This is a genomic window from Sanguibacter sp. Z1732, from assembly GCF_051020515.1.
Lineage (GTDB): Bacteria > Actinomycetota > Actinomycetes > Actinomycetales > Beutenbergiaceae > CALKWS01.
Genome location: NZ_CP194857.1, coordinates 3,280,133 through 3,306,125, shown reverse-complemented (window position 1 = coordinate 3,306,125; position 25,993 = coordinate 3,280,133). Strand labels below are relative to the sequence as shown.

Annotated in this window: 25 protein-coding genes and 4 pseudogenes; 11 read left to right on the top strand and 18 right to left on the bottom strand. The window is 70.4% G+C overall.

Annotated features, from left to right (window positions below):
• Positions 1–7 precede the first annotated feature (7 nt).
• From ACRRRO_RS17245 to ACRRRO_RS17235, 3 genes are all read left to right on the top strand, one after another.
• Positions 8–154 carry a hypothetical protein gene (locus tag ACRRRO_RS17245; protein WP_434080635.1) on the top strand — a complete coding sequence of 49 codons (147 nt, stop codon included), beginning with the start codon at positions 8–10 and terminating at the stop codon, positions 152–154.
• Positions 151–1,914, top strand: coding sequence for a malto-oligosyltrehalose trehalohydrolase (treZ, locus tag ACRRRO_RS17240; RefSeq protein WP_424796097.1), 1,764 nt, complete (start codon positions 151–153; stop codon positions 1,912–1,914). The genes ACRRRO_RS17245 and treZ overlap by 4 nt, the downstream gene beginning before the upstream one ends.
• An 80-nt stretch (positions 1,915–1,994) precedes the next feature.
• Positions 1,995–2,423: an HIT family protein gene (locus tag ACRRRO_RS17235; protein WP_424796096.1), complete on the top strand. Its 429-nt coding sequence runs from the start codon at positions 1,995–1,997 to the stop codon at positions 2,421–2,423.
• A gap of 34 nt (positions 2,424–2,457) precedes the next feature.
• Here the strand turns inward: ACRRRO_RS17235 and ACRRRO_RS17230 are convergent, their stop codons facing one another.
• The 3 genes from ACRRRO_RS17230 to ACRRRO_RS17220 are packed head-to-tail and all read right to left on the bottom strand — an operon-like array spanning position 2,458 to position 3,315.
• Positions 2,458–2,736, bottom strand: a complete 279-nt coding sequence (locus ACRRRO_RS17230; RefSeq protein ID WP_434080634.1) for a GNAT family N-acetyltransferase — start codon at positions 2,734–2,736, stop codon at positions 2,458–2,460.
• A 23-nt stretch (positions 2,737–2,759) separates the two neighbouring features.
• Positions 2,760–3,020 (bottom strand): hypothetical protein, encoded by a 261-nt coding sequence (locus ACRRRO_RS17225; protein ID WP_434080633.1) that lies wholly within the window; start codon positions 3,018–3,020, stop codon positions 2,760–2,762.
• A complete protein-coding gene (locus ACRRRO_RS17220) occupies positions 3,013–3,315 on the bottom strand; it encodes a thiamine-binding protein (protein ID WP_424786026.1) in 303 nt (100 codons plus the stop codon). Before ACRRRO_RS17220 ends, ACRRRO_RS17225 begins: the two co-directional genes overlap by 8 nt.
• Positions 3,316–3,368: 53 nt before the next feature.
• On the opposite strand from ACRRRO_RS17220, the gene ACRRRO_RS17215 reads away from it, so the two are divergent.
• Entirely contained in the window at positions 3,369–3,851 is a 483-nt protein-coding gene (locus ACRRRO_RS17215) for a hypothetical protein (protein WP_424786027.1), read from the top strand.
• Positions 3,852–3,878: 27 nt separating this feature from the next.
• On the opposite strand, the gene ACRRRO_RS17210 is transcribed toward ACRRRO_RS17215, so the two are convergent.
• Together ACRRRO_RS17210 and ACRRRO_RS17205 are read right to left on the bottom strand one after the other, a co-directional pair.
• The gene (locus ACRRRO_RS17210; RefSeq protein ID WP_434080632.1) at positions 3,879–4,328 is read right to left on the bottom strand and encodes a hypothetical protein; all 450 of its coding nucleotides are present in this window, start codon (positions 4,326–4,328) and stop codon (positions 3,879–3,881) included.
• A complete protein-coding gene (locus ACRRRO_RS17205) occupies positions 4,301–5,188 on the bottom strand; it encodes a hypothetical protein (RefSeq protein WP_434080631.1) in 888 nt (295 codons plus the stop codon). Before ACRRRO_RS17205 ends, ACRRRO_RS17210 begins: the two co-directional genes overlap by 28 nt.
• 83 nt (positions 5,189–5,271) lie before the next feature.
• Between ACRRRO_RS17205 and ACRRRO_RS17200 the strand changes: the two genes are divergently transcribed.
• From ACRRRO_RS17200 to ACRRRO_RS17185, 4 genes are all read left to right on the top strand, one after another.
• A complete protein-coding gene (locus ACRRRO_RS17200) occupies positions 5,272–5,847 on the top strand; it encodes a DUF3000 domain-containing protein (protein WP_424796093.1) in 576 nt (191 codons plus the stop codon).
• On the top strand, positions 5,844–7,142 hold the full coding sequence (locus ACRRRO_RS17195) for an HRDC domain-containing protein (RefSeq protein WP_424796092.1): 1,299 nt from the start codon (positions 5,844–5,846) through the stop codon (positions 7,140–7,142). The genes ACRRRO_RS17200 and ACRRRO_RS17195 overlap by 4 nt, the downstream gene beginning before the upstream one ends.
• Positions 7,143–7,217: 75 nt before the next feature.
• Entirely contained in the window at positions 7,218–8,423 is a 1,206-nt protein-coding gene (locus ACRRRO_RS17190) for a thiolase family protein (RefSeq protein ID WP_424786031.1), read from the top strand.
• Positions 8,420–10,453: a 3-hydroxyacyl-CoA dehydrogenase NAD-binding domain-containing protein gene (locus ACRRRO_RS17185; RefSeq protein ID WP_424796091.1), complete on the top strand. Its 2,034-nt coding sequence runs from the start codon at positions 8,420–8,422 to the stop codon at positions 10,451–10,453. Before ACRRRO_RS17190 ends, ACRRRO_RS17185 begins: the two co-directional genes overlap by 4 nt.
• A gap of 34 nt (positions 10,454–10,487) precedes the next feature.
• Here ACRRRO_RS17185 and ACRRRO_RS17180 read toward each other — a convergent pair.
• A pseudogene (locus tag ACRRRO_RS17180) lies at positions 10,488–11,464 on the bottom strand (ribose-phosphate diphosphokinase).
• 45 nt (positions 11,465–11,509) lie between these two features.
• Positions 11,510–13,441 (bottom strand): 1-deoxy-D-xylulose-5-phosphate synthase, encoded by a 1,932-nt coding sequence (dxs, locus tag ACRRRO_RS17175; RefSeq protein WP_424796090.1) that lies wholly within the window; start codon positions 13,439–13,441, stop codon positions 11,510–11,512.
• A 109-nt stretch (positions 13,442–13,550) separates the two neighbouring features.
• Here dxs and ACRRRO_RS17170 point away from each other — a divergent pair.
• A pseudogene (locus ACRRRO_RS17170) lies at positions 13,551–15,010 on the top strand (GuaB1 family IMP dehydrogenase-related protein).
• 200 nt (positions 15,011–15,210) lie between these two features.
• On the opposite strand, the pseudogene ACRRRO_RS17165 reads toward ACRRRO_RS17170, so the two are convergent.
• The 7 genes and pseudogenes from ACRRRO_RS17165 to dut form a co-directional block, all read right to left on the bottom strand.
• Positions 15,211–18,056 (bottom strand): annotated as a pseudogene (locus tag ACRRRO_RS17165) (aconitate hydratase).
• Positions 18,057–18,179: 123 nt separating this feature from the next.
• Positions 18,180–18,761 carry a class I SAM-dependent RNA methyltransferase gene (locus ACRRRO_RS17160; protein WP_434080630.1) on the bottom strand — a complete coding sequence of 194 codons (582 nt, stop codon included), beginning with the start codon at positions 18,759–18,761 and terminating at the stop codon, positions 18,180–18,182.
• Entirely contained in the window at positions 18,674–19,456 is a 783-nt protein-coding gene (locus ACRRRO_RS17155; protein WP_434080629.1) for a TRAM domain-containing protein, read from the bottom strand. Before ACRRRO_RS17155 ends, ACRRRO_RS17160 begins: the two co-directional genes overlap by 88 nt.
• Positions 19,457–19,534: 78 nt before the next feature.
• Complete coding sequence (locus ACRRRO_RS17150; RefSeq protein ID WP_424796086.1) at positions 19,535–20,398, bottom strand: DUF3159 domain-containing protein; 864 nt, start codon at positions 20,396–20,398, stop codon at positions 19,535–19,537.
• Positions 20,395–20,793: a DUF3710 domain-containing protein gene (locus ACRRRO_RS17145; RefSeq protein WP_434080628.1), complete on the bottom strand. Its 399-nt coding sequence runs from the start codon at positions 20,791–20,793 to the stop codon at positions 20,395–20,397. Before ACRRRO_RS17145 ends, ACRRRO_RS17150 begins: the two co-directional genes overlap by 4 nt.
• Before the next feature lie 88 nt (positions 20,794–20,881).
• A pseudogene (locus ACRRRO_RS17140) lies at positions 20,882–21,196 on the bottom strand (DUF3710 domain-containing protein); the annotation flags it as partial.
• Complete coding sequence (gene dut, locus ACRRRO_RS17135; protein ID WP_424796085.1) at positions 21,193–21,702, bottom strand: dUTP diphosphatase; 510 nt, start codon at positions 21,700–21,702, stop codon at positions 21,193–21,195. The pseudogene ACRRRO_RS17140 and the gene dut, both read right to left, overlap by 4 nt.
• A gap of 89 nt (positions 21,703–21,791) precedes the next feature.
• On the opposite strand from dut, the gene ACRRRO_RS17130 reads away from it, so the two are divergent.
• The gene (locus ACRRRO_RS17130) at positions 21,792–22,298 is read left to right on the top strand and encodes a DUF3093 domain-containing protein (RefSeq protein WP_424796084.1); all 507 of its coding nucleotides are present in this window, start codon (positions 21,792–21,794) and stop codon (positions 22,296–22,298) included.
• Positions 22,299–22,329: 31 nt separating this feature from the next.
• Here the strand turns inward: ACRRRO_RS17130 and ACRRRO_RS17125 are convergent, their stop codons facing one another.
• The gene (locus tag ACRRRO_RS17125) at positions 22,330–22,629 is read right to left on the bottom strand and encodes a DUF4193 domain-containing protein (protein ID WP_424786042.1); all 300 of its coding nucleotides are present in this window, start codon (positions 22,627–22,629) and stop codon (positions 22,330–22,332) included.
• A 323-nt stretch (positions 22,630–22,952) separates the two neighbouring features.
• On the opposite strand from ACRRRO_RS17125, the gene sepH reads away from it, so the two are divergent.
• The gene (gene sepH, locus ACRRRO_RS17120; protein WP_424796083.1) at positions 22,953–24,155 is read left to right on the top strand and encodes a septation protein SepH; all 1,203 of its coding nucleotides are present in this window, start codon (positions 22,953–22,955) and stop codon (positions 24,153–24,155) included.
• Between the two features lie 4 nt (positions 24,156–24,159).
• On the opposite strand, the gene ACRRRO_RS17115 is transcribed toward sepH, so the two are convergent.
• Genes ACRRRO_RS17115 through ACRRRO_RS17105 form a run of 3 tightly spaced genes read right to left on the bottom strand, consistent with a single transcriptional unit; the run spans position 24,160 to position 25,990 of the window.
• Positions 24,160–24,852: a thymidine kinase gene (locus ACRRRO_RS17115; protein ID WP_424796082.1), complete on the bottom strand. Its 693-nt coding sequence runs from the start codon at positions 24,850–24,852 to the stop codon at positions 24,160–24,162.
• Complete coding sequence (locus tag ACRRRO_RS17110) at positions 24,852–25,274, bottom strand: hypothetical protein (protein ID WP_434080627.1); 423 nt, start codon at positions 25,272–25,274, stop codon at positions 24,852–24,854. Before ACRRRO_RS17110 ends, ACRRRO_RS17115 begins: the two co-directional genes overlap by 1 nt.
• Entirely contained in the window at positions 25,247–25,990 is a 744-nt protein-coding gene (locus ACRRRO_RS17105) for an alkaline phosphatase family protein (RefSeq protein ID WP_434080626.1), read from the bottom strand. Before ACRRRO_RS17105 ends, ACRRRO_RS17110 begins: the two co-directional genes overlap by 28 nt.
• Between the last annotated feature and the right edge of the window lie 3 nt (positions 25,991–25,993).

The following is a 25,993-nucleotide window of genomic DNA, read 5'->3' as shown; positions in this document are numbered from 1 at the left end:
GCACACCGTGGTGTTGCCGCCGGGCCACTGGCGTGACGTGATCAGCGGCGCCGAGCACCCCGGGGGCGCCCAACCGGTGGGCGAGGTGCTGCGACACGGCCCGGTCGCCATCCTGGAGGTGGCCGACCGGCCCGCGGACCAGGAGGAGAGTTGAGCGTCCCCGCCCGAGTCTGGGCCCCGAACGCCGAACGGGTTGAGATCGACCTGCCCGGCCCCGGTGCCCGTGCGCCGATGCATCCCGGGGGCGAGGGCTGGTGGGCCAGCGACCCGGTACTGGAGGCGGGCACCGACTACGCCTTCAGCCTCGACGGCGGCCCGCTGCGCCCCGATCCCCGCTCGCCGTGGCAGCCCCAGGGCGTGCACGCCCACTCACGCTGGTACCACCCGGCCGACTTCGACTGGACCGACCAGGGGTGGGCCGGCAAGGACGTGCACGGCGCGGTGATCTACGAACTGCACATCGGCACCTTCACCCCGGGCGGGACACTGGACGCCGCGATCGAACGGCTGGACCACCTGGTGGCCCTGGGTGTGGACATCGTGGAGCTGATGCCGGTCGCGGCCTTCCCGGGTGAACGCGGCTGGGGGTATGACGGCGTCGGGCTGTACGCCGTGCAGCACTCCTACGGTGGACCGGCCGGGCTTGCCAGGTTCGTCGACGCCGCCCACAACGCGGGGCTGGGCGTGGCGCTGGACGTCGTCTTCAACCACCTGGGGCCCTCCGGTAACTACCTGGGCGAGTTCGGCCCCTACTTCACCGACCGCCACCACACGCCCTGGGGCGCGGCGGTCAACCTCGACGGCCCCGACTGCGCACCGGTGCGCGCCTTCATCATCGAGTGCGCCCTGCGGTGGCTGGATGACTTCCACATCGACGCACTGCGCCTGGACGCGGTGCACGAACTGAAGGACGACTCCGGTGAGCACCTGCTCGCCGAACTGTCTCGCGCGGTGGCGGACCTGAGCAGCCGGGTCGGCCGGCCCCTGGGGCTGATCGCGGAGTCGGACCTCAACGACGCCGCGATGGTCGCCCCCGTCACCGCGGGCGGGCGCGGCATGGACGCGCAGTGGGCCGACGACGTCCACCACGCGATCCACGCCTACCTCACCGGAGAGCGGCACGGGTACTACGCCGACTTCGGCGACGCCGCCACCTTGGCGAAGGCGCTCACGCGGGTGTTCGTGCACGACGGCACCTACTCATCCTTCCGCGGCCGCCACTGGGGTGCACCGGTGCCGCCCGAGGTCAGCGGGCATGCCTTCGTGGCCTCCCTCAACACCCACGACCAGGTCGGCAACCGGGGCCTGGGCGACCGTCCCAGTGCCACCCTGAGCCCCGGGCGACTGGCGATCGGGGCGGCGCTCCTGCTGGCCGGCCCCTACACCCCGATGCTGTTCATGGGCGAGGAGTGGGGTGCCACCACCCCCTGGCTCTTCTTCACCGACCACGCCGAGGAGGAGTTGGCCGAGGCGATCCGTGCGGGCCGCCAGGCCGAGTTCGGCGATCACGGATGGGCCCGGCTCTACGGCCGTGCCGACCTGACGGTGCCCGACCCCCAGGATCGGCGTACGTTCACCGCCTCGGTGCTGGACTGGTCCGAACCCGCCGGGGCAGACCACGCCCGGCTGCTCGCCTTCTACACCGACCTGGTCGCGCTACGCCGAGACCACCCGGACCTGGCCGGAGGCGACCGCACCGTGACCACGGTGGACTTCGACGACGACGCCGGCTGGTTGACGATGCGGCGCGGCTCCTCCGTCGTCGCGCTCAACACCGGCACCGCCCAGCAGGTCCCGCTTCCCGCCGGCACCGGGCGTGGTGTGCTGGCCGCCTGGGATCCGGACGGTACCTTCCTGACCGACGACGGCGCCCGGGTGCACCTGGGTGCGGATTGCGTCGTCGTCCTCGGCTGAGCCCTTCCGTCCGCTCACGGCCCTGCTGGGCGGATCCCTTCGGCAGGACCGGCCCCGGCCAGGACCGGTACCGTGGCGGAATGAGCAGCGTCTTCACCAAGATCATCGACGGGCAGATCCCGGGCCGGTTCGTCTGGTCCGATCCGGAGTGCGTGGCGTTCCTGACCGTGGAGCCCCTACGGCCCGGGCACACCATGGTGGTTCCCCGTGCCGAGATCGATCACTGGCTGGACGTACCCGACGACCTGGCCCAGCACCTGTTCACCGTGGCCCGGCACATCGGCCGGGCGCAGCGGAACGCGTTCGACCCGCGCCGGGTGGGCCTGCTCGTGGAGGGCTACGGGGTGGCGCACGTGCACCTGCACGTCTGGCCGAGCGTCTCCCCCGAGGACTTCGACCCGGGCAACGCCGAGCGCGACCCGGACCCGGCCGCCATGGACGCAGCCGCCGAACAGCTGCGGTCCCGGTTACGCGCCCACGGCCACGGCGAGTTCGTCCCGCAGGGGTGAGGTCACCTCCCGGTGGAGATGACCGGGGTGCGGGTCAGCCCGCGGGGCGGCGGAGCATGCGGACCTCGGTCATGCCGTCCCGGCGCTCCCGGCTGGCGCCGTCGGTGGTGAACCCCTGGCGGCGGTAGAACGCCACCGCGCGGTCGTTGCCACGGGCCACCCACAGGTAGGCCTCCCGGTCCCCCAGCCCCCTGCGCATCATCTCCTGCGCCAGTCCGGTCCCGTGGTGTTCGGGAAGCAGGTTCAGCGCCCACACCTGACGGGGGGCCGGGGCCTCGTCCTCGCGCGGATCACCGACGCTGATGAACCCCACCGGCACTCCCCCGTGCCTGGCGATCAGGATCTGCTCCCCGCCCGGGAGCGGTTCGTCCTGGGCCAGGAGTCGGGCACACGCTCGGTCCAGGGGTGCACGAACGCCTCCGGCCTCAGTCGTGCCAGCGACTGTGCGGTCATCAACCCCGCGTAGGTGCTCTGCCAGGTACGGCGGTGCGCGGCCGCCAGTTCCTCCACCTCGGCCGGGCGCAACGGGCCGATCTCGTAGTCGCCCCAGGTGGTGGTGGCGGCCCGCTCCCCGGCGGCCGCCCCGGGATCACTCATCGAGCAGCTCCTCGACCCTGGTCACCTTGCCGGTCAACTCCCCTCGACGTCCCGGGCGCAGATCCGCCTTGAGCACCAGTGAGATCCGGTCGGAGTGGGCGGCGACGGCGTCACAGGCGGCCTTGATCACCGGCATGACCTCCTCCCACTCCCCCTCGATGGTGGTGAACATCGACGTCAGTTCATGCGGCAGCCCGCTGTCGCGGACCACCCGGACGGCGTCGGCCACCGCGGCGCTGACCGAGCCGTCCGGTGCGTCGGTGGTGGCTGGTGCGATCGAGAAGGCGAACAACATGCAGCCACGGTACTGCGGTGGCAACGTGCCGTCCCGTCCGTAGACTCGGAGCCATGCCAAGCACCGCCGTCCTGACCGCGCAAGCCCTGCGACCCCGGGATGTGCACCGGATCCTGCAACTGCACGCCGGAACCGAGCAGATGCAGTACCTGGTGCTGGTCCCCGTGGGGTCCGATGCCTCCACGGTGACCGAGGTGATCAACCATCTGAGCCTGGGAGACCTGCGCGAGGCATGGGACAGGATCACCGGCACCGAGGACGCCGGGGCGGACCGGGCGGCGGCCAGGGACGCGTTGGCCTCCTCCCTGGACCTGTTCGAACAGGCCGGGGCGACCGCCACCGGGGCACTGACGAGCGCCGATCCGATGGCCCAGCTGACAGCCGCCGCACGGGATCGCAGCATCACCGAGGTGATCGTGGTGACCGAGCCCCAGGCGGTGCAGGAGATCTTCAGTTCCGACTGGGCCAGTACGGCCAAGGACACGCTCGAGGTGCCGGTGCTGCACTTCTACTCCGGTACCGACCACGTCGGCTGACGGTCGCGGACACCGGGCCGCAGACTCTCAGACCCCCGGATGGTGCCGGGCCAGTTTCCGGGCGTAGTTCACCATCGCCATCGCGACGTAGAGCAGCCGCCGGGGGTGACGCTCGGCCCGGTAGTACAGCGGGTTCGTCACCGCCCCGCTGCGCCGTATCCGGTTCACCTGCCCGCGCCCGGGCGCGGGCAGGTAGCGGCGCAGCACCGGCCAGGGCACCACGGCGAAGAGGTGTTGGGCCGTCGCCACCGGAATGGGTTCGCCGCCGCCGGCCTGCGCCGTCATCTGGCGCACCGGGCCCGCGCGCTCATCCTCGCCCGGACCGAGGCCCAGGAAGGCCTGGCCGTACATGGCTGCGACGTTGTACCCGGAGGCGGTCACCGCGTACCCGCTGCGACCCACCCGTGGGTTGATCTCCAGCAGCTGGTAGTGCCCCTCCGGGCTCCGCTTCAGATCCGCGTTGGCGATCCCCGCCATCCGATGGCCTGCAGCAGGTTCACCACCTGTGCCACCGCTCGGGCCTGAGCGCCCACCGGGTCTCCGGTGAGTTGTGCCACGGAGTTGCCGACCGCGCTGGGCGCATGTTCCTCCAGCAGCACCTGACCGAACTGGGCCAGGCGCACCCGCCCACCGGGATCGATGAAGACGTTCACGGCCGCCATCGCACTGTCCGGACCGTCGATGTACTCCTGCACCAGCATCGGCACCGCCACCCCGGCGGTGGCCATCGTGTGCCACAGTGCGCGCAGGTGCCCGGCGTCGGCGACGGTGTGCACCTTCGCCTTGCCCGGGTAGTCCACGCCCTTTGCAGCGGCGGTGCTGGCGGGTTTGACCACGACCGGGAAGTCCAGATCCCCGCCCGGTGGCTCCTCCTCGGCGGGCACACCCCGGGCGGTGCGGGGATGGGGCACGCCGGTCTCCTCGGCCATGGCCATCAGCACCGCCTTGTCCGCGACCTGCTCCAGCAGGTGGGCTCCGGGGTAGGGCACGACCGCGCCGGCGTCCTCGAGCCGGTCCCGGACCGCCACGATCGCGGTCACCAGCCAGTCCGCGCTGCCCAGCACCAGGTGGGTGGAATCCGGTTGCTCGGCCATCACCTCCAGGATCGTCTGGGCCAGGGTGTCGGTGTTGCTCAACCCGGCGCGGATCCGCAGGTCCACGATCGCGCTGTGGGCGACCGCGCCCACCTGCACCCCGGCCAGCACCACGCTGGAGACGCCATAGGCCTCATGGAAGGCCCTCGCGGTGGCATAGGCACCGATATCACCACCCACCAGGATGGGCCGGACCGCTGGGGCGCCCGGCGTATCGGAGGGTCGGGAGTCCTTGGTGCGCACCTGGCTACGTTACCCAACGGGCGGTGTCGTCGGGAGCGGCGCGCCCTACCGGCGCCACGTGCCACCCGGCATAACCTGGACGGGTGAACGCACCAGGTCCGGTCGCGCCCGAGGAGTTCGAGGCGGCGCTGTTGAGTCTGCGTGGGCACCGGCTGCGCCCGGAACTGCGCCTGGAGGAGGTGCCTCCGCCCACGCGGATCGCTCCCTATGCCCTCGCCCTGACCGGTGAGATCAACCCGAGCACCGACCCGGATGACTTCCTGGGCAACGGCCGCTTCGTGGTCCTGTACGACCCGGAGGGTCAGGAGGCCTGGAACGGCACCTTCCGGGTGATCGTCATGGCCAGGGCCCGCCTGGAGGACGAACTGGGCGCCGATGCGATGCTCGGGGAGGTCGGTTGGAGCTGGCTCACCGACGCCCTGGCCACCGAGGAGGCGGGTTACCACTCCCTGTCCGGTACTGTCACCCGGGTGCTCTCGGAGACCTTCGGGGGCTTGGAACTGCGGGGAGGCGAGGTGGAGATCGAGGTGCGTGCATCCTGGACACCCACCAGCACCGACCTGGCCCCGCACCTGCGCGCCTGGGCGCTCCTGGCCTGCCAGGCGGCCGGGCTGCCTCCGATGCCGGATAACGTCTCATCGCTGAACCGGCGCCGATGAACCAGCCGCAGCCCCTCACCGAGCCGTCCGGCGGCGTACCCGAGGTGGTCGCCACCGACGCGCAGTTGCGCGAGGTCATCAAGCGTCTGGCGCAGGGAACCGGACCCGTCGCCATCGATGCCGAGCGGGCTTCGGGGTACCGGTACGGTCAGCGCGCCTATCTGGTCCAGGTGCGCCGGGCCGGCGCCGGCACCGCCCTGATCGACCCGCTCGGGGTGCCCGACCTGGGCGAGTTGTCACGGGCCCTCGGCGGTACCGAGTGGGTGCTGCACGCCGCGAACCAGGACCTGCCGAGCCTGGCCGAGGTCGCCCTTCGCCCCGATTCGCTCTTCGACACCGAACTGGCGGGCCGACTGCTGGGACGGGCCCGGGTGGGCCTGGGTACCATGGTGGAGGCCGAACTCGGCCTTTCCATGGCCAAGGAGCATTCCGCAGCCGACTGGTCCACCCGTCCGCTTCCGCACGACTGGTTGCGCTACGCGGCTCTCGACGTGGAAGTGCTCATCGAGTTGCGCCAGATCCTGTCCCGCCAGTTGGACGAGGCGGGCAAGTTGGAGTGGGCCCTGGAGGAGTTCGAGTACGTCCGCACCGCGCCCCCGCCTCCCCCGAGGGTGGACCCCTGGCGGCGCACCTCCGGGACCCACCAGATCCGGGACCGGCGCGGTCTGGCGGTGGTCCGGGAGTTGTGGATCGCTCGTGATGCCGCGGCCGCGCAGGCCGACCTGGCGCCGGGCCGGGTGCTGCCGGACCGAGCGATCATCGCCGCCGCCCAGGCGCTGCCGAAGAACACCGATGACCTTCTGGCACTGCGTCCGTTCACCAACCGTGGTGCGCGCCGCCGGCTGCGCACCTGGGCGGGCGCCATCGAGACGGCTCTGGAACTGCCCGAGAACGAACTTCCCGCGCACCGGGCCCCGCACTCCCCCGACGCCCTGCCCCAGCCACGCTCGTGGAAGGACCGCAACCCCGAGGCCGCCGTCCGGCTCGATGCGGTGCGGCCCACGATCCGGGCCCTGGCGGACGAACTGGAACTTCCGCAGGAGAACCTGCTCTCCCCCGATACCCAGCGCCGCATTGCCTGGCGACCGCCGTCGTCGGCCACCGAGGAACTCGTCGCCCAGGCACTCCGCGACCTGGGTGCCCGACGCTGGCAGGTGGAGCAGGTCACCGAGCGCCTCACCCAGGCGCTGGCCACCGGAACGCCGGTCGGGGTGCCCGAGGTCGCTGACACCGCGGACGAGGCCACCGAAACGGCGGGCAAGGTCACCGAAACAGCAGGCGAGAACGCCTCCTGAGCGCTACCGCGCCGTCGTGAGATAAGGTGCGCATCAGTATCTAGTACTGACAGTCTCCCGCTTTGGAGGTAGACGATGACGTTGCACGGTCGTGATGTCGTCCTGGTCGATGCCGCGCGGTCCCCGTTCGGGCGTGCCCGCGAGGACGGCCTGTACGCCCACACCCGCGCCGATGACCTCGCGGTGGCGGTGGTGCGGGACCTACTGCGCCGCAACGCGGAGCTGCCGCCGGAGCGTCTCGGGGAGGTGGCCTTCGCCGCAACCACCCAGTCCGGGGACCAGGGCCTGACCCTGGGCCGGACCGTAGGCTTGCTCGCCGGGCTGCCCCAGCACGTGCCCGGGTACGCGATCGACCGGATGTGTGCCGGGGCGATGACCGCGGTCACCCAGGTGGCGGCCTCGATCGCCGTGGGGGCGATCGATGCGGCCCTGGCCGGTGGGGTGGAGCACATGGGCCGCCACCCCCTCGGCGGCGACGCGGACCCGAATCCGCGCTTCATGACCGAGCGACTGGTCTCCTCCGACGCCCTGGTGATGGGTGCCACCGCCGAGAACCTGCACGACCGCTACCCCGAACTGACCAGGGAGCGTGCCGACGCCTACGGCGCCGCCTCCCAGGCCAAGTACGCCCAGGCGCTCGCCGACGGGCACATCGGGGCCGATCTGGTGCCGATCGGGATTCCCGACCCCGAACGCGGGTGGGGTCTGGCCACTGCGGACGAACCCCCGCGCCCGGGCACCACCGTGGCCGCAATGGCAGACCTGCGCACCCCGTTCCGTCCCGGCGGACGCGTGACGGCGGCCACCTCCTCCCCGTTGACCGATGGCGCCACCGGGGCGGTGCTGATGGCCGCTGACACCGCAGCCGAACTGGGCCTGGCGCCACGGATGCGGATGGTCTCCTACGCCTATGCCGGCGTTGCCCCGGAGGTGATGGGAGTGGGCCCGGTGCCCGCGACGCAGCGTGCCCTCGAACTGGCCGGGCTGAGCATCGAGGACATCGGCCTGTTCGAGATCAACGAGGCGTTCGCCGTGCAGGTGCTGGCCTTCCTGGATGCCTTCGGGATCGACGACGACGACCCCCGCGTGAACCCTTACGGCGGTGCGATCGCCGTGGGTCACCCGTTGGCGGCTTCCGGAGTGCGCCTGATGGCCCAGCTGGCCCGGGCCTTCGAAACCCGCCCCGAGGTGCGCTACGGCATCACCACCATGTGTGTCGGTCTCGGCCAGGGCGGCACCGTGATCTGGGAGAACCCCCACCACATCGAGGAGAGCCGATGAGCGAACGCATCACCCGCGCCCTGGTGCGCGACATCGAACTGGAGGGTGTGGGCACCCTGGCCCTGGTCACCCTGGACAACCAGGCCGGTCCCACCAAGCCGAACACGCTCGGGCCCGGCGGGATGGCCGAACTGCGCACCGCGCTGGAGGGCATCACCGCCCGGGCCCGTGCGGGCGAGATCGTGGCGGCTGCGGTGACCGGCAAGATGTTCCACTTCGCCGCGGGTGCCGACCTGCACGGCGCCGCCGCCATCACCACCGAGGCCGATGCGCGCGGTATCGCCGAGACCGGGCACGAGGTGTACGCCCTGCTCACCGACATGCCGGTGCCCACGTTCGCCTACATCGGTGGCGCCGCCCTGGGTGGCGGGCTGGAACTGGCGCTGCACGCCACCTACCGCACGGTGGCCGCGCCGGTGCGCAACATCGGGCTCCCGGAGACCTTCCTGGGCCTGATCCCCGGATGGGGTGGCACGTTCCTGGTGCCGCACCTGGTGGGGATCGAGAACGCGGTGAAGGTGATCATCGAGAACCCGCTTCGCAACAACCGTCAGCTCGATGCCACCCAGGCGGTGCAGATGGGGCTGGCTGATGCGGTGCTGGACTCGGCGGACTTCCTGGCCCAGTCCCTGCGCTGGAGCGCGGCGATCCTGCGCGAGGAGGTACAGGTGAACCGGCCCGACCCGGTGGACCCGCAGGTGTGGCAGCAGGTGATCGAGGGCGCCAGGGCCAAAGTGGACCAGCGTCTGCACGGCGCCGCACCGGCCCCCTATCGGGCCCTGGACCTGCTCGAGGTGGCGTCCCGGGGTGACCGGGAGGTCTCCTATGAAGCCGAGAACGACGCACTAGCCGAACTCATCCTGTCGCCGGAGTTCTCCGCCGGGGTGTACGCCTTCGGGCTGACCACCGGACGGGCGAAGAAACCTGCCGGTGCACCCGATTCCGCACTGGCCCGCCCGGTGCGTTCGGTCGGACTCGCCGGTGCCGGGTTGATGGCCAGCCAGTTGGCGCTGTTGTTCGCCCGACGGATGAAGGTGCCGGTGGTCATGCGGGACCTGGACGACGAGCGTGCTCAGCGGGGCCTGTCGTTCGTGCACGCCGAGGTTGACAAACTCGCCGAGTCCGGACGTATCGGCGCCGATGAGGCCAACCGGCTGCGCTCGGCGGTCACCGTCACCACCGACCTGGCCGACCTGGCCGGGAAGGACCTGGTGATCGAGGCGGTCTTCGAGGAGTTGCAGGTGAAGAAGACGGTGTTCGCCGAACTCGAGCAGGTCATCGCCCCCGAAACGATCCTGGCGACGAACACCTCCGCGCTGTCGGTGACGGCGATGGCCGCCGGCCTGAACCATCCGGAGCGGGTGGTGGGCCTGCACTTCTTCAACCCGGTCGCGCAGATGCCGCTGGTGGAGGTCGTGCGTGCGGAGCAGACCGATGACGCCGCCTACGCGACCGCGTTCGCGGTTGCCAAGGAGTGCCGCAAGACGGCGATCGCGGTGGCCGACGCCCCCGGGTTCGTGGTCAACCGGTTGCTGGTGCGGTTGCTCGGTGAAGTCCTCGGCTCACTGGAGGACGGTACCGGCGTGCAGGTGGCCGATGCGGCGCTGCGTCCCCTCGGGCTGCCGATGGGACCCTTCCAACTGTTGCAGCTCGTGGGTCCGGCGGTGGCCGAACACGTGCTGGACACGCTGCGGGAGCAGCTGGGCGACCGGTACCCCACCTCGCCCGGCCTGCGCCGGATCGTGGAGGACCGCGCTCGCTTCGTGGAGTTCGAGGGCCGGCCCGGCGCCGGTTCCCCGGTGAACATGCAGATCGGCTCCTACTTCGGCTCCCGCGCCGAGCAGGCCGGCGCGCAGAGTGAGACCGAGTTGCTCAACCGGGTGCGCGACGCGCTGGCCCAGGAGGTGGACCTGATGCTCGCCGAGGGCGTCGTGGGAGACAGGGAGGACATCGACCTGGGCATGATCATGGGCGCCGGCTGGCCGTTCCACCTGGGCGGCATCACCCCCTACCTGGCGCGCACGGCCTGACCCCGGGCACCTCCCCAGCCCGGAGCGGCGAAAGTCAGAAAAGACCGGGCTGGGGCGGGGCGTAGGCGGGGTCCACGCCGTCAAAGAGGCTGGAGACGGACTCACCCAGGTGGATGCGATGGATCGCCTCGGCGAACAGTCCCGAGATCGAGCGCACCCGTAACCCCGGCCACCCCTCCGGCGCCGGAACGGTATCAGTGGTGACCACCTCGGAGATCATCGGATGCTGGCTCAGCCGCGGCACAGCCCGGCCGGTGAACAGCCCGTGCGTGCACGCCACCGCGGCCTCGACGCATCCCTCCTCCCGCAGCCGCTCGAGCAGTTCGACGATCGAGCCCCCGGTGGCGATCTCGTCGTCGAGCACGATGGCTCGCTTGCCGGCCACATCTCCCACGATGGCGTCGATCACCACCCGGTCATCGGTCAGGCGCTGCTTACTGCCGGCCGCCACCGGCACCCCGAGCAACCGGGCGAACACAGTGGCGGACTTCGCGTTGCCCAGGTCCGGTGAGACCACCACCGTCTCCTCGGGATTGATCCGATCCCGGAAGTGCTCGGCCAGTACCCCCAGCGCGGTGAGGTGGTCCACCGGAACGGAGAAGAACCCGTGCACCTGGGGTGCGTGCAGGGTCATCGTCAGCACCCGGTTCGCGCCGGCGGTGGTGAGCAGGTCCGCCACCAGGCGCCCACCCAGGGAGATCCGGGAGGCGTCCTTCTTGTCCGAGCGGGCGTAGGCGAAGTGCGGCATGACCGCGGTGATCTGCGCGGCCGAGGCGCCGCGGGCGGCGTCGATCATCAGCAACAGTTCCATCAGGTGCTCCTGGGTGGGCGGCACCAGGGGTTGGATGATGTAGACATCGCGCGGCGGCAGTTCTCCCCCAGTCGGGCTTCCAGGCAGTCGTTGCTGAATCGTTTGACGCGTGAGGGTGCCACCTCCACACCCAGGTGTGCGCAGATCTGGCCGGCCAACCCCGGATGAGCGCTGCCGCTGAAGACCACGATGTTGCGCATACCCGCCCTAGAGGTTCGATCGAGGTGTGAAGGATCTTCCCGAGCCTAGCGATCCACCGCGGTGCGCGGAAACTGTTCGCGCCCCACCGTTGCCTGGTGGGTCAGTTCCACTGCCACCGAGGCCGCCTGCAACGCGACATCCTGGGCGCGCAGGCCCAGGTCCGCGACCAATTCGGCCCGGGCGGCGTGGCTCAGGAACCGCAGTGGAATCCCGTGCGCCTGCACCGGCATGTGCAGCCCGCGCTCGGCCAGGCGGTCCCGGATCGCCGAGCCGAGACCGTTGCTCACCAGACCGTCCTCGATGGTCACGACCAGGTGGTGGGCGCGGGCAAGTTCCACCAGGTCATCGGGAACCGGCAGCACCCACCTCGGGTCCACCACGGTGGCGCCGATCCCCTGGTCTGCCAACCGCTGCGACACCTCGATAGCGGTGCGTGCGAAAGCGCCGAATCCGGCCACGAGCACCCTGGCCCCGCCGTCACCGGCGGTCCTGGCGAGCACGTCCACCGTGCCCTGCTTGCCGATCTCGGGGATCGCCTCGGGCAGGGCACCCTTGGGGTAACGCAGCACCGTGGGGGCGTCGCGCACGTCGACGGCTTCACGCAGCGCACGCCGCAGAGTGTCCTCATCGCGCGGGGCGGCCAGGCGCAAGCCGGGCACACTGCGCAGCAGTGCCATGTCCCACATACCGTTGTGGCTGGCGCCGTCGTCTCCGGTCAATCCGGCGCGGTCCAGCATGAAGGTCACCCCGGCCTTGTGCAGGGCGACGTCCATCAGCACCTGGTCGAACGCACGGTTGAGGAAGGTGGCGTAGACCGCCACCACCGGATGCATCCCGGCGAACGCCAGCCCGGCGGCGGAGGTCACGGCATGTTGTTCGGCGATGCCGACGTCGAAAACCCGGTCCGGGAACTCCTCGGCCATCGGCGCCAGGCCCACCGGGCCCAGCATGGCCGCGGTGATCCCGACGACGTCGGAGCGCACCCGCGCGATCCTGCAGATCTCATCGGCGAACACCTTGGTCCACCCGAACCGGGAGGCCTGCACCGGTAGCCCGGTCTCGGGGTGGATTACCCCGACGGCGTGGAAACGGTCGGCAGCATCGGTCTCGGCCGGGGCATAACCACGGCCCTTCTGGGTGATGGTGTGCACGATGACGGGCGCACCGAAGTCCTTTGCCGCGCGCAGTGCGCGCTCCAGCGCGTGCACGTCGTGCCCGTCCACCGGGCCGAGGTACTTGATCCCCAGACCCTCGAACCAGCCCGAGGGCCGCAGCACGTCCTTGATGCCCTTCTTCATGCCGTGCAGGGCGTCGTAGGTCAACCGTCCGGGTGCACCGCCACGGTTCAGGGTGCGCTTCCCCCAGCCCAGGATGCGTTCGTAGTTGGGGTCGACGCGCATGGCGTCCAGGTGCCGGGACAGTCCCCCGATCGTGGGTGAGTAGGAGCGCCCGTTGTCATTGACAACGATCACCAGCGGTCGGTCCGGGCCGTCGGCGATGGTGTTCAAGGCCTCCCACGCCATCCCGCCGGTCAGCGCACCGTCACCGATCACGGCGACCACGTGGCGGTCGGTGCGCCCGGCGATGACGTTGCCCTTGGCGATGCCGTCAGCCCAGGAGATCGCGGTGGAGGCGTGGGAGTTCTCCACCACGTCGTGGTCGGACTCCGCCCGCGCGGGGTAGCCGGACAACCCGCCGCGTTTACGCAGCGCGGAGAAATCGGTGCGGCCGGTGAGCAGCTTGTGCACATAGGCCTGGTGGCCGGTGTCGAAGACGATCCGGTCCCGGGGCGACTCGAAGACCCGGTGCAGCGCGATGGTCAACTCCACCACGCCCAGATTCGGACCCAGATGCCCTCCGGTCTTGGACACCTCGGTGACCAGGAAGGTGCGGATCTCCGCGGCGAGGGCGCGCAGCCGCCGTGGACTCAGACCTCGCAGGGACGACGGGGAGGTGATGCGTTGAAGTTCACCCACTCGTTTCTCCTTCCCTACCCCAGCGACGCCGACTGGGGTGTCGTTGGTCCGCAGGGTAGTGGCACGCGTCGGTGCGCGCGCTTCATACTAAGCCACTTACCCTGGAACCATGAGATTCCTGCCCGGACACACCGTGCGTTCCGATCTGACCTACGGCGACGTCTTCCTGGTCCCGACCCGTTCCGACGTGGGCTCCCGGTTCGACGTCGACCTGACCCCGGTCGACCGCGCCGGCACCACGATCCCGGTGGTGGTGGCCAATATGACCGCGGTCAGCGGCCGGCGGATGTCCGAGACCGTCGCCCGACGCGGAGGCGTGGCGATCCTGCCCCAGGACCTGCCGTTGGAGGAGGTGGCACGCACGATCGCCTCGGTGAAGTCCCGGCACCCGGTGCTGGAGTCCCCGGTGGTGCTCTCCCCCACCGACACCGTGCACAACGCGGTCACCTTGATCGACAAGCGCAGCCACGGTGCGGCCGTGGTGCTCGATACCGACGACAGGCCCGTCGGTGTCCTCACCCGCGGGGACTGCCAGGGGGTGGACCAGTTCACGCAGGTGCGCGAGGTGATGACACCCGAACCCACCTGCCTCCCACTGTCGGTGCTCGACGGCGACGACGCGTTGCGGACCGCGTTCGAGACCCAGCACCGCTACCGGCGCCGGTTCTCTCCGGTCATCGACGACGACGGCGCCCTCGTCGGCGTCCTCACCCGCCTCGGAGCGCTGCGATCCTCCATCTACACCCCGGCCACCGACTCCTCGGGCCGGTTGCTCGTAGGGGCTGCGATCGGGGTGAACAGTGACGTCGTCGCGCGGGCCGAGGGGTTGCTGGCGGCGGGCGCGGACATGCTCGTGGTGGACACCGCGCATGGGCACCAGGTGAAGATGCTCACCGCGCTGCGGGCGGTGCGCGGCCTGGATCCTCAGGTGCCGGTGATCGCGGGCAACGTGGTCACCGCCGACGGCGTCAGCGACCTCGTCGAGGCAGGTGCCGACATCGTCAAGGTCGGTGTTGGTCCGGGGGCGATGTGCACCACGAGGATGATGACGGCGGTGGGCAGGCCACAGTTCTCTGCGGTGGCCGAGTGTGCGGAGCGGGCCCGCTCGCTCGGTGCCCACGTGTGGGCCGACGGCGGGGTCCGCTACCCGCGCGACATCGCCCTGGCCCTGGCGGCCGGTGCCAGCCAGGTGATGGTCGGATCCTGGTTCGCCGGTACCCACGAGTCAACGGGCGACCTGCACACCGACACCGATGGGCGCCTGTACAAGGAGTCGTTCGGGATGGCCTCGGCGCGGGCGGTCGCCGCCCGCGCGTCCGCTGCCGCCACCGCGTTCGAGCGGGCCCGCCGGGCCCTGTATGAGGAGGGCATCTCCTCTCCTCGCGGATGTACCTGGACCCGGACCGCCCGGGGGTGGAGGATCTGCTGGACCACATCACTTCCGGCCTGCGCAGCGCCTGCACGTATGCCGGAGCCACCACGATGGCCGAGTTCGCCGAGCGGGCGGTGGTGGGCCTGCAGTCGGCTGCAGGGTATGAGGAGGGACGTCCGCTGCCGGCGGGATGGTAGCCAGGGCCAACCGCGCTGCGGTGCCACCCCGCGGGTCGGCGATGGCGGCCGGGAAGAGGTCCAGTGGCTGAGCCGAGACAGGATCGGTGATCAGGGCATTCGAGGCCGGCGGACACGCCGCCGCGGCGGGTAGACGGGCCGACCCGCAGCCGGGTGTGTCCGGCTGCGGGTCGGAATGGTTCGGAGCGCGCTGTGTCGGTTCAGGCCGCCACGAGGGAGCGCAGCACGTACTGCAGGATGCCGCCGTTGCGGTAGTAGTCGGCCTCACCCGGGGTGTCGATCCGCACCACGGCGTCGAAGGTGACGTCCTCGCCGTCGTCCTTGGTGGCGGTGACCTTGACCGTCTTCGGGGTACGGCCCTCGTTCAGCTCGGTGATACCGCTGATGTCGAACGTCTCGGTGCCGTCCAATCCGAGGCTGTCGGCGCTCTCGCCCTCGGGGTACTCCAGGGGCAGCACGCCCATCCCGATCAGGTTCGACCGGTGGATCCGCTCGAAACTCTCGGTGATGACCGCCCGCACGCCCAGCAGCAAGGTGCCCTTGGCCGCCCAGTCCCGGGAGGAACCGGAGCCGTACTCCTTGCCACCCAGCACCACCAGCGGGATGTTCTCCTCGGCGTAAGCCTGCGCGGCGTCGTAGATGGAGGTCTGCTCGCCGGTGAGGAGGTTCTTGGTGAACCCGCCTTCGACGCCGTCCAGCAACTGGTTGCGTAGCCGGATGTTGGCGAAGGTTCCCCGAATCATCACCTCGTGGTTACCACGGCGGGAGCCGTAGGAGTTGAAGTCCCGCCGGGCCACCCCGTTCTCGGTCAGGTACCGGCCCGCCGGGGAGTCCGGCTTGATCGCACCGGCCGGCGAGATGTGGTCGGTGGTGACCGAGTCGCCGAGTTTGGCGAGCACCCGGGCCCCGGTGATGTCCTCGACCGGTGTCGCCTCGCGCTCCATGCCCTCGAAGTACGTGGGCTTGCGCACATACGTCGACTCCGGGTCCCAGGCGAAGGTGTCGCCCTCCGGGGTCTGCAGCGCGCGCCAGTGATCGTCACCGGCGAAGACGTCGGCGTAGTCGGAGGCGAACATCTCCCGGTTGATGTTCTCGTCGATGGTGCGCTGTACCTCGTCGGTGTCGGGCCAGATGTCCCGCAGGAACACCTCGTTGCCATCGCTGTCGGTACCCAGGGGCTCGTTGGCGAAGTCGAAGTCCATGGTGCCGGCCAGCGCGTAGGCGACCACCAGCGGCGGTGAGGCCAGGTAGTTCATCTTCACGTCCGGGTTGATCCGGCCCTCGAAGTTGCGGTTACCGGACAGCACCGAGACCACCGACAGGTCGTGCCGGTTCACGGCCTCGGTGACCTCCTCGTCCAGCGGACCGGAGTTGCCGATGCAGGTGGTGCAACCGTAGCCGACCAGGTGGAAGCCCAGCTTCTCCAGGTAGGGCCACAGCCCGGCCTTCTCGAAGTAGTTCGTGACCACCTGGGAGCCAGGTGCCAACGAGGTCTTCACCCAGGGCTTGGAGACCAGCCCCCGGTCCACGGCGTTGCGGGCCAGCAGGCCCGCGGCCATCATCACCGAGGGGTTGGAGGTGTTCGTGCAAGAGGTGATCGAGGCGATCGCCACGTGCCCGTGGTCCAGCTCGTACGTGGTGCCCTCCGGGGTGGTCACCTCGGTGGGGTTGGAGGCCCGGTGGTAGGACGCCGGTGGCGTCGGCGAGTGGGAAGGCGCCCCGGCCTGGGATGACTCCGCGTTGGCAGGCTGCGCCGTGGCGTCGGAGGCCGGGAACGTGTCAGCCAGGCGGCTGTCCACCGGGCTCTTCTCGATCGATCCCTCGCCGTTCACCGCATAGTTCTTCAGGTCCGCGAGGAACTGTTCCTTGGAGTTGCTCAGCGCGATCCGGTCCTGGGGTCGCTTCGGTCCGGCGATCGAGGGCTCCACGGTGGACAGATCCAGGGTGAGGTACTCGGAGTAGGCAGGTTCGATGTGCTCCTCGGCCGATGGATCCAGCCACATGCCCTGTTCCTTGGCGTAGGCCTCCACCAGCGCGACCTGTTCGTCGCTGCGGCCGGTCAGGCGCAGGTAGTCCAGGGTGACCTCATCGATGGGGAACATCGCCGCGGTCGAGCCGAACTCCGGGCTCATGTTCCCGATCGTGGCGCGATTGGCCAGCGGCACCTGGGCCACGCCCTCGCCGTAGAACTCGACGAACTTGCCGACCACACCGTGCTCACGCAGCATCTCGGTGATGGTCAGCACCACATCGGTCGCAGTCACGCCGGAGGGAATCTCCCCTTCGAGTTTGAACCCCACCACCCCGGGATCAGCATCGATACCGGCTGGCCGAGCATGGCGGCCTCGGCCTCGATCCCTCCGACGCCCCAGCCCAGCACGCCCAGGCCGTTGACCATCGTGGTGTGGGAGTCGGTACCGACCAGGGTGTCGGGGTAGGCCCGCAGCACCGCGTCCTCGCCCTCACCGTGCTCGCGGGTCATCACCACGCGAGCCAGGTACTCGATATTGACCTGGTGGACGATACCGGTGCCCGGCGGCACCACCTTGAAGTCATCGAAGGCCGTCTGACCCCAACGCAGGAACTGGTAGCGCTCGTGGTTGCGCTGGTACTCGAACTCCACGTTGCGCGCGAACGCGTCCCGGGTACCGAAGACGTCGATCTGCACCGAGTGGTCGATCACCAACTCAGCCGGGGACAGCGGGTTGATCGAGGCCGGGTCCCCGCCGAGGTCGGCCACGGCCTCGCGCATCGTGGCCAGGTCCACCACGCACGGCACACCGGTGAAGTCCTGCATCACCACCCGGGCCGGGGTGAACTGGATCTCGTGCGAAGGCTGGGCCTGCGGGTCCCACTCGGCCAGGGTGCGGATGTGGTCGGCGGTGATGTTGGCACCATCCTCGGTGCGCAGCAGGTTCTCCGCGAGCACCTTGAGGCTGTACGGCAACCGCTCGGCACCGGGCACCGCGCTGAGGCGGTAGATCTCGTAATCGGTTCCCTGGACGGACAGGGTGGACTTGGACGAAAAACTGTCCACGTGGCTCACGGTGGCTCCTTGCGTCGACGGCGTGGATGTCCCTGGCACCATCCTGGCACTTCCGGGACACGAGCGTCCGATATTTATCTTGATGTCGAGATAATCCTACCGGGGTGCCGGCGGATGCGCCACTCACACGCCGGGGGCCAGCACGGCCACGCACTCCACGTGATGGGTGTGGCTGTACAGGTCGAACGCGGTCAGGCTCGCCAGTTCATACCCGACGTTCCTGGCCGCGGCAGCATCCCGGGCGAGCGCGGCCGGATCGCAGGCCACGTACACCACCCGTTCCGGGCCGGTCGCCACAAGAGCGCGCATCACCGCTTCCCCGGCTCCGGAACGCGGCGGATCCAGGACGACGACGTCGGCTCTCCCGTCGTCGCCACCCGCCTGGGCGTGGCCGGTGACGAATCTGCGCACGTCGGCATCGTGGAGATGGATCTGGTCCAGTCCGTGGGCGTTTCGGCGGGCATCGCGCACCGCCCCGGAAGCGCCCTCGACGGCGTCTACCCGCCCCTGCGCACCCACGGCCGCGGCCAGTGGCGCGGTGAATAGACCCGAGCCGGAGTACAGTTCCAGGACGCGCTGGCCCGGCCGGAGTTCTGCCGCCCGGAGCACTTCGGCCACTAACGCCGCCGGGGCTCCGGCATGGGCCTGCCAGAAGCCATCGGCACTGACCCGGTAGGTGTAGGTCTGCTCGCCGGTCCGGACCACCTCACGAACCCGGGCGGGTCTGTCCGTGTTCCCGGCGGCACGCCGTCCGCGTGATGTGTGGCCTCGCTCGGACGGCCGTCCACGAGAACCACCGGGGCCCCGGCGGAAGGTGCGACCGCCTGGATCCGCGCGCCGGCCGGCCAGGTGCGCCCGAGCAGGTCCAGCTCATGGATCCGCGCGTGGGCCAGCGGCAGGGAGCCCACCCCGAGCACCGCATCGCTGCGGTGACCGTGCATGCCGGCCCGGCCCTCGCCGTCGGCTATCAACGTGACCCGGGTGCGGTACCCGGTGCCCGGTACCGGGCTCGGCCCCTCGGGCAGCGGCACGTACTCGACCTGCAGCGGCGCCACCGCGGGGTGGTCGGGGCCGATATGCCCGATGCGACGCAGCGCGTCGGTGATCACGTCCCGTTTCCAGGCGCGCTGGGCCGGGAGGGCAACGTGAGCCAGTTCCCCGCCACCCACGCCACCGGGCCCGGCCTCGGGCCAGACGCTGGGGACCCGGTCCGGCGAGGGCTCCAGAACCTCGATCGCATCAGCGCGCCAGTAGCGGCTGGTGGCGTCGGTGACCCTGGCCCGGACCCGCTCGCCGGGCAGTGTGTGCCGCACGAACACCACCCGCCCGTCGTGGCGCGCCACGCAGTGGCCGCCGTGGGCCGGCGGGCCGATGGTCAGGTCCAGCAACTGATCGGGCATTGGTGCTCGCCTTCGCGGGTGTGAGTGACGTTCGAGCGTACTGGCCCTCGACCCCGGTCCTGACCCTCGAACGCAGGGCTAGCGCCGGGGGCGGGCGCCGTCCGTGCTCGGGCCACCGTCCGGGCCGGCCGCACCATCCGGGCCGGCCGCACCATCCGGGCCGGCCGCGCCGTCCGGGTTCGGCGCGCGATCGGGCCCGGCCACGGCGTCAGTGGTGGCCGGGCCGTCAACGGTGCTGTCAGCCTCGGGGGCGTCGACGATGGCCTCCTCCTGTGCCTGCCTCGAGGCCTTGATCAGCGGATGCACCAGCAACCAGGTCAGATACAGCACCACCGCCCACAGCGGCACCCCCATCACCAGCCGGGCGGTCCCCAACCAGCCAACCTGAGCATTGAGGTAGAGCGGCAACTGCACCCCCAGTCGCAGCCCGAACAAGAGCACCCACAGCGCCGTGGCCCAACTCAGGATCCGAACCGCGGCACGGTCCTGGCGCCATTGCCCGAAACCGGGCATCAACGCACCGACGAGCACTCCCACCAGTGGGCGCCGCGCAAGGATAGAGCCCAGCGACACCAGGACGCCGATCGCGTTGACGTACAGCCCCCATACGAAGAAGTCCTCGGCCTGCCCGGTCCGCCACGCCCAGACGGTCCCGATGCCGACCCCGACCAGACCGCCGAAGACGTAGTTCAACGAACTGCGAGAGACCAGGCGGCTCAATGCCGCCACCACCGCCAATGCTCCTGCGCCGATCAGCGACCAGGTCAGATCCCGGGTGGCCACGAAGACCACCACGAACACCAGGCCCGGTGCGATCGACTCCAGCAACCCGCGAACACCGCCGACAGAGGCGGTCAGGTCGAACCGCCCCTGACCCAGTTGTTGCACGCCGCGGCCGGGCACGGCCGGACCGGACCCGGCGGGGCGATCGGCGGAGGTCATCGCACCTCGGTGATCTCCGGCCCCCGCTTGGGCAGCCGGATCGTGAGCCGTTCTTCCTGGGCCGGTGCCTGGGGCTGCGCCGACTGGCCAGGCAGGTGCAGGCTGAGCAATTCACGCGGCGGACGCGGTTCATTGCCACGGTCCACCACGATCCCGGCGAAGATGTCCTCCATCACCTCGGCGGCTTGGGCCTCCACGGTCGCCTTCCCGGTGAGCACACCGCGCAGGAACCAACGAGTGCCGTCGACCCCCAGGAACCGCGCGGGTCTGGTCCCGCTGCGACCGTCCGGCATCCGCACCGGCAGGCGGGCCAGCAGTTCCCGACCGAACGCACCCGTGCGTTCGTCCGCGCTGCCGCCCTGCTTCTTGATCGACTCGGCGATCTCGGCCCGCAACTCCTCCCACAGCCCTTCGCTCGCTGCGGGGTGCAGCGAAGGGCTGCACCTGCAGCGCGGACCCCTCCAGGGCAAGGTTGACCGCCACGATTCGCCGGGTCTTCTTGTCCAGTTCCATCCGAACCTGCAGCCCGGGCCGCTTAGGGATACGAACCGCACCGAGATCGATCAGACCCTCCTCGGACGGAGCTTCGGCCACGTCCCAGGGACCATGGGCCGGTTCGCCACGGGCGTCGTCGGCCCCGGACCCGTCCTCGTCGGCATCGACGGCGCCATCGGGGTCCTCGAGGTCCGCGTCATCACGCTCGTCCTCGCTGGTGTTCCAGTGGGCGAGTTCGGACTCGTCGGGCCCGATCACGCCTCCGGCGCGGGTGCGCCGGTCCTTTCGTTTGAACCACCTCATGACTTGGCCTCTCCTCCGCTCCGGGTGGCCTGCTCCTGCGGGAGGAAACCACCGGTCGACCCGAACCCCGCGTCCCCACGCGCGGTTCCCGGCAACCGGTCCACCTGAATCAGGCGGGCCCTGCTCACCTGCTGGATGACCAGTTGGGCGACCCTGTCCCCTCGTTTCAGGTGGGCCGGTGCTCTGGTGTCCGTGTTGGCCAGGATAACGTTGATCTCCCCCCGGTAGCCCGCGTCGACGGTGCCGGGTGCGTTCACCACGGTGATCCCGTGCCGTGCGGCCAGACCCGAGCGCGGGTGCACGAACGCGGCGTACCCCTCGGGCAGGGCGATGGCGATTCCGGTCGGCACCTTCGCCCGTGCACCCGGAGGCAACTCGACGTCGGTGCGGGCGTGCAGGTCCAGACCGGCATCGCCGGGATGGGCGTAGGAGGGCAGCGGGAGGTCGGCGTCCAGTTGCTGGACCAGTACCGGTACCTGCGCGCCGGGATCATCAGGCTGTGTCACACGCTCGAGCCTACTCGGTGCATCGGCGTCCTCTCCGCGGTGTCCGTGGGGCGCGCGCCGGTGGCCGCCGGGCGTGGCAGGCTTGGAGCATGTCCGGCTCCGCTGCACCGCCGCCCGGGAACGCTCCCGCGGGCACCGATGAGGTCTACTCCGAACGTCTCCTCCCCACCCCGCTGATGTGGCTGCTCGCGCCCGCGGTGGGCCTTGCCCTGTGGTTCATCTTCTCCGCTGTGCACAACGTGGCCGGCACCGTGGTGGCGCTGTTGGGTGCCCTCGGCGTCGCCGCGGCGCTGTGGGCGGGCTCCCCGGTGGTCCGGGTCCGCGCGGCACCGGAGGGCGTGCGATGGCTGCACGCCGGCCGGGCCCGCATCGAGGCGGACCACCTGGGGCCGGCGCGCAGCCTGGACGTGGTCCAGATGCAACAGGCGATGGGGCCCCAACTGCGCAGCGACGCCTACGTGTGCCAGCGGCCCTGGGTGCGCACCGGGGTGCGGGTGCCGGTGATCGATCCGACCGATCCCACCCCGTACTGGCTGGTCGGCACCCGGTTCCCCGAGCGTCTCGTGGCCGCGCTCGGTCAGCAGCACGCGAACTGACCGAGCACTGGCTCGCTGGGACCGGCCTAACTCAGGCGGCGCACTCCGAGCAGACCGGCTGGCCACCCTCCTGGTAGGCCAACTGGCTGCGGTGGTGAACGAGGAAGCACCGGGAGCAGGTGAACTCATCGGCCTGCGGCGGCACCACGGTGACCGAGAGTTCCTCCCCGGACAGGTCGGCCCCGGGGAGTTCGAAACCCTCGGCGACCTCCGCCTCGTCCTCGTCCACCGAGGGGGAGTTCTTCTCTGCCCGACGGGCCTTCAACTCCTCCAGCGAGTCCTCGCTGAGGTCCTCTTCGGTCTTGCGCGGTGCGTCGTAGTCGGTGGCCATGGGGCGGGGACTCCCGTTCGTAAACAGTGATTCGGCAGGTCTGTAGCATGCTCAACGCACGCGGTCAGATTTTGTTCCGATCGGCTCTGGTGCGTGGAGGTGGCGATGGGATTGTGCCTGATCCGAACCGAAATTGCACGTCTGTTCGCCCATCGCGTGAACTCAAGTCCGTTCCGGCCCGGGCCCGGGCGCCCGGAGTCGGTCCGCGACGGCCGCGTGGAACGGGCGCGCGGGCCCAGAGTTCATGCGCCACACCGAGCAGAATCCGGGCGGAGCCGGACATCTGCTGGCAGGGTGAAGACCGCAGACCTTCTGGAGGTGCCATGGCTGATCTAGAACTCGTCGGGATCCACCCCGACGGGGATCACCTCATCCTGATCGACCCCGACGGCGATCGGCACCGGCTCACGATCGATGAGGCACTGCGTGCCGCCGTACGCCGGGACCGTCCGCACCTGGAGAAGGTGCGCTCCGAAGTCGCGCCGCGACCACGCCAGATCCAATCGATGATCCGGGCCGGCGCCTCGGCTGAGACCGTGGCGGCCGAAGCCGGCTTGCCGGTGGAGCAGGTGCGCCGCTACGAGGGCCCGGTACTGGCCGAGCGCGAGTACGTGGCCGGCCGGGCGCGCGCGCTGCACATCGGCCACTCCGCCGGCTCCCCCACCCTGGGTGAGGTGGTCCTGGACCGGCTGGCGGCGCGGGGCGTGAGCGAGGAGTCGCTGACCTGGGACGCGCGCCGTCAGAACACCGACCCCTGGCACGTGGTCGCCTCCTTCCATGCCGGCGACAAAGACCAGGAAGCGGCCTGGGAAGTGGATCTGACTGCGGGAACCTTCACCGCACTCGACGACGAGAGCCGCTGGCTCTCCGAGACCGACCTGGCCGGCGGCAGCCGGCACCTGAGTTCGGTACGCGGTGCCCGCCTCTACGACGTGGAGACCGACGCCGACATCGCCCCGGCGCTGCATGCGGTGGATGCGGTGATCCGGGACTCCCGGCCCCGGATCGTGCCGGACATCCGTCCCGCTGATCCCGAGGCCGACCACGACACCCCGGCCGGTTCGGCGGAGCACGGCGACGCCGACTCGCCGGCCCAGGAGGCCAGTACCGAGACCCTGCTGGCGGAGCTGAACGGCTCACGCGGGGTCCGCCAACGGGTGGAGATCGACGATGAGGCACTGGCCGAGCAGGTCCTGCGCGACGGCGAGCAGCAACCCACCTTGTGGGATGAGGCCCCAGGTGCCCATCCGGCCGCCTCGCGGCCGCAGGACGCCACCGACGCCACCATCCTGCCCGGCCCCGGATCGGCTCCGGACGCGGTGGCCGAACCGGCGAGCAACGACCGCAGTGCCGACAGCAACGGTCGCGACAGCACCGCAGGAGATGACGGCACCACCAGGCCCGGCGCAAAGCCGTCCGAGGCGTCCACCGGGCCGGACAAACGCGCCGGCCGACGTGCGCGGCGCAGTCGTCGCACCAGTGTGCCGTCCTGGGACGAGATCGTCTTCGGCGCCAAGAACGACTGAGCAGTCAGTCGCCGTCAACCCCGGGCAGGCCGCGGGTCTTGGCGTCCACGCCGAACCCGTCCAGACTGAGCGTGTCCGGTGACGGCGTGACCGCGCGCGCCGCGGCTGCTGTCAGTCGACGCACGTGGTGGCGGCGGCAGAGCACCTCGTAGGCGACCTGCGCACTGGAGCCGGTGTCGGCCACCACCACCTGCTCGCCGTCGATGACCATCCGTCCACCGACCGTCCGGGCGTTGTGGGTGGCGCGCCGCCCGCACCAGCACAGTGCCTGCACCTGCAGCGTCTCGACGCGGTCGGCCAGTTCCACCAAGCGGGCCGAGCCGGCGAACATCCGGGTGCGGAAGTCCGTCATGATTCCGAAGGTGAAGACGTCGATGTCCAACTCATCGACCAGGCGGGCCAGGTGGTCCACCTGTGTGGCGGAGTAGAACTGCGCCTCGTCGCAGACCAGGTAGTCCACCACCCAGCCGCGCATCCGGCGCTGGGTCACATCCGCCCAGAAGTCGGTCCCAGGACCCACTTCGATCGCGGCACGACTCAGCCCGAGCCGGGAGGAGATCTTCGCATCACCGGCCCGGTCATGCTGGGTATAGATCAGCCCCCGCCGTCCCCGGCGGGCGTGGGTGTAGTCCATCTGCATCGCCAGAGTCGACTTGCCGCAATCCATCGTCCCGGCGAAGAACACCAGTTCCGCCATCAGCCCAGTACCGCCACCAGGGGCACGTCCTGCTCGACTGCTGAGGTGGAGCCGTGCATCCCCACCAATCCCAGTGATGCGGCGGACTGTTGTGCGCTGTCCTGGATGGCGACCCGTCCCTGCGTGGCCACCACCACGTCCCCGATGATCTCCTCGGCATGCGGGGCCACCGGGCCGAAGTAGTCCGCCGCTATCGCATCCGCCCTGGTGAGCACCACCGCGCGCGTCCCGAGAACCTCGGCCCAGCGAGCGGCCACCACCTCCGGCTCACGGGTGTAGACGTGGCGGAAGCGGTCCTCTCCCCCGATCAGGTCCACCCCTCGGGAGAGTTCGGGGTGCGTGGCGGCATCGATCCGACCCGCCCTATCGTCCATCTCCTGCCGGGGGATATCGATCATGCCGTGGTCAGCGGTGACCAGCATGCCGGTACCCAGCGGGAGCAACCGCGCCAGACGCTCCAGTTCGGAATCGAGCGGGCCAGTCCGCCGGCCCAGTCCGCGCCCTCCCAACCGTGCTGGTGGGCGATGGAGTCCAGTTCCCCCCAGTACAGGTAGACCAGGTCCACCCCGGGGTCACGCAACTGTGCGATAGCGGTGTCGACGCGGGCGGGCAACGATTCAGCCGGGTGGTACCGGGCTCCGCGCAGCGCGGCGACGGTGAGCCCGGAATCCTCAAACTGCCACGGACCGATCGAGACGGCCAGGCTACCGGAGGCGAGCATCTGCTCGAACACCGTGGGTTCGCGCTGCCACGTGCCCGGATCCGCGCCCCCGTTCCAGGAGATCAGGTTCAGCAGCCCGGCCGTGGCCGGGTTGCGCACGGCGTACCCGAGCATCGCGGTGGCGCCCGCGCGCTGAGCGGTGCCCAGGTAGGACAGGTTCGTGGCGGTGGAGGTGGGCAGCGTCGCGGCCAGTTTGGTCACCGGCGCCCCCGCGCCCGTCTGGGCGGTCAGTTGTCCGGTCAGGAACGGCGCGTGCTCGCCCCGGCCGGAGAGGTTGTGCCAGCCGAGGCCGTCGACGAGCACCACACACCAGCACCGCACCGACGGTAGCCCCAGGGACGCGCGGGCGCGCCCGGCGGCGTCGCTGAAGGGTTCACGATCACCCGTGGCGGCACCGAGCAGGACGTCGCCCAGCACCGG

Coding starts and splice junctions, on each gene's coding strand:
- ACRRRO_RS17235 (WP_424796096.1), top strand. CDS start 1,995: ATGAGCAGCGTCTTCACCAAGATCATCGACGGGCAGATCCCGGGCCGG.
- ACRRRO_RS17225 (WP_434080633.1), bottom strand. CDS start 3,020: ATGAGTGATCCCGGGGCGGCCGCCGGGGAGCGGGCCGCCACCACCACC.
- ACRRRO_RS17220 (WP_424786026.1), bottom strand. CDS start 3,315: ATGTTGTTCGCCTTCTCGATCGCACCAGCCACCACCGACGCACCGGAC.
- ACRRRO_RS17215 (WP_424786027.1), top strand. CDS start 3,369: ATGCCAAGCACCGCCGTCCTGACCGCGCAAGCCCTGCGACCCCGGGAT.
- ACRRRO_RS17210 (WP_434080632.1), bottom strand. CDS start 4,328: ATGGCGGGGATCGCCAACGCGGATCTGAAGCGGAGCCCGGAGGGGCAC.
- ACRRRO_RS17195 (WP_424796092.1), top strand. CDS start 5,844: ATGAACCAGCCGCAGCCCCTCACCGAGCCGTCCGGCGGCGTACCCGAG.
- ACRRRO_RS17190 (WP_424786031.1), top strand. CDS start 7,218: ATGACGTTGCACGGTCGTGATGTCGTCCTGGTCGATGCCGCGCGGTCC.
- ACRRRO_RS17185 (WP_424796091.1), top strand. CDS start 8,420: ATGAGCGAACGCATCACCCGCGCCCTGGTGCGCGACATCGAACTGGAG.
- ACRRRO_RS17155 (WP_434080629.1), bottom strand. CDS start 19,456: ATGCCCGATCAGTTGCTGGACCTGACCATCGGCCCGCCGGCCCACGGC.
- ACRRRO_RS17150 (WP_424796086.1), bottom strand. CDS start 20,398: ATGACCTCCGCCGATCGCCCCGCCGGGTCCGGTCCGGCCGTGCCCGGC.
- ACRRRO_RS17130 (WP_424796084.1), top strand. CDS start 21,792: ATGTCCGGCTCCGCTGCACCGCCGCCCGGGAACGCTCCCGCGGGCACC.
- ACRRRO_RS17125 (WP_424786042.1), bottom strand. CDS start 22,629: ATGGCCACCGACTACGACGCACCGCGCAAGACCGAAGAGGACCTCAGC.
- sepH (WP_424796083.1), top strand. CDS start 22,953: ATGGCTGATCTAGAACTCGTCGGGATCCACCCCGACGGGGATCACCTC.
- ACRRRO_RS17115 (WP_424796082.1), bottom strand. CDS start 24,852: ATGGCGGAACTGGTGTTCTTCGCCGGGACGATGGATTGCGGCAAGTCG.
- ACRRRO_RS17110 (WP_434080627.1), bottom strand. CDS start 25,274: ATGCTGGTCACCGCTGACCACGGCATGATCGATATCCCCCGGCAGGAG.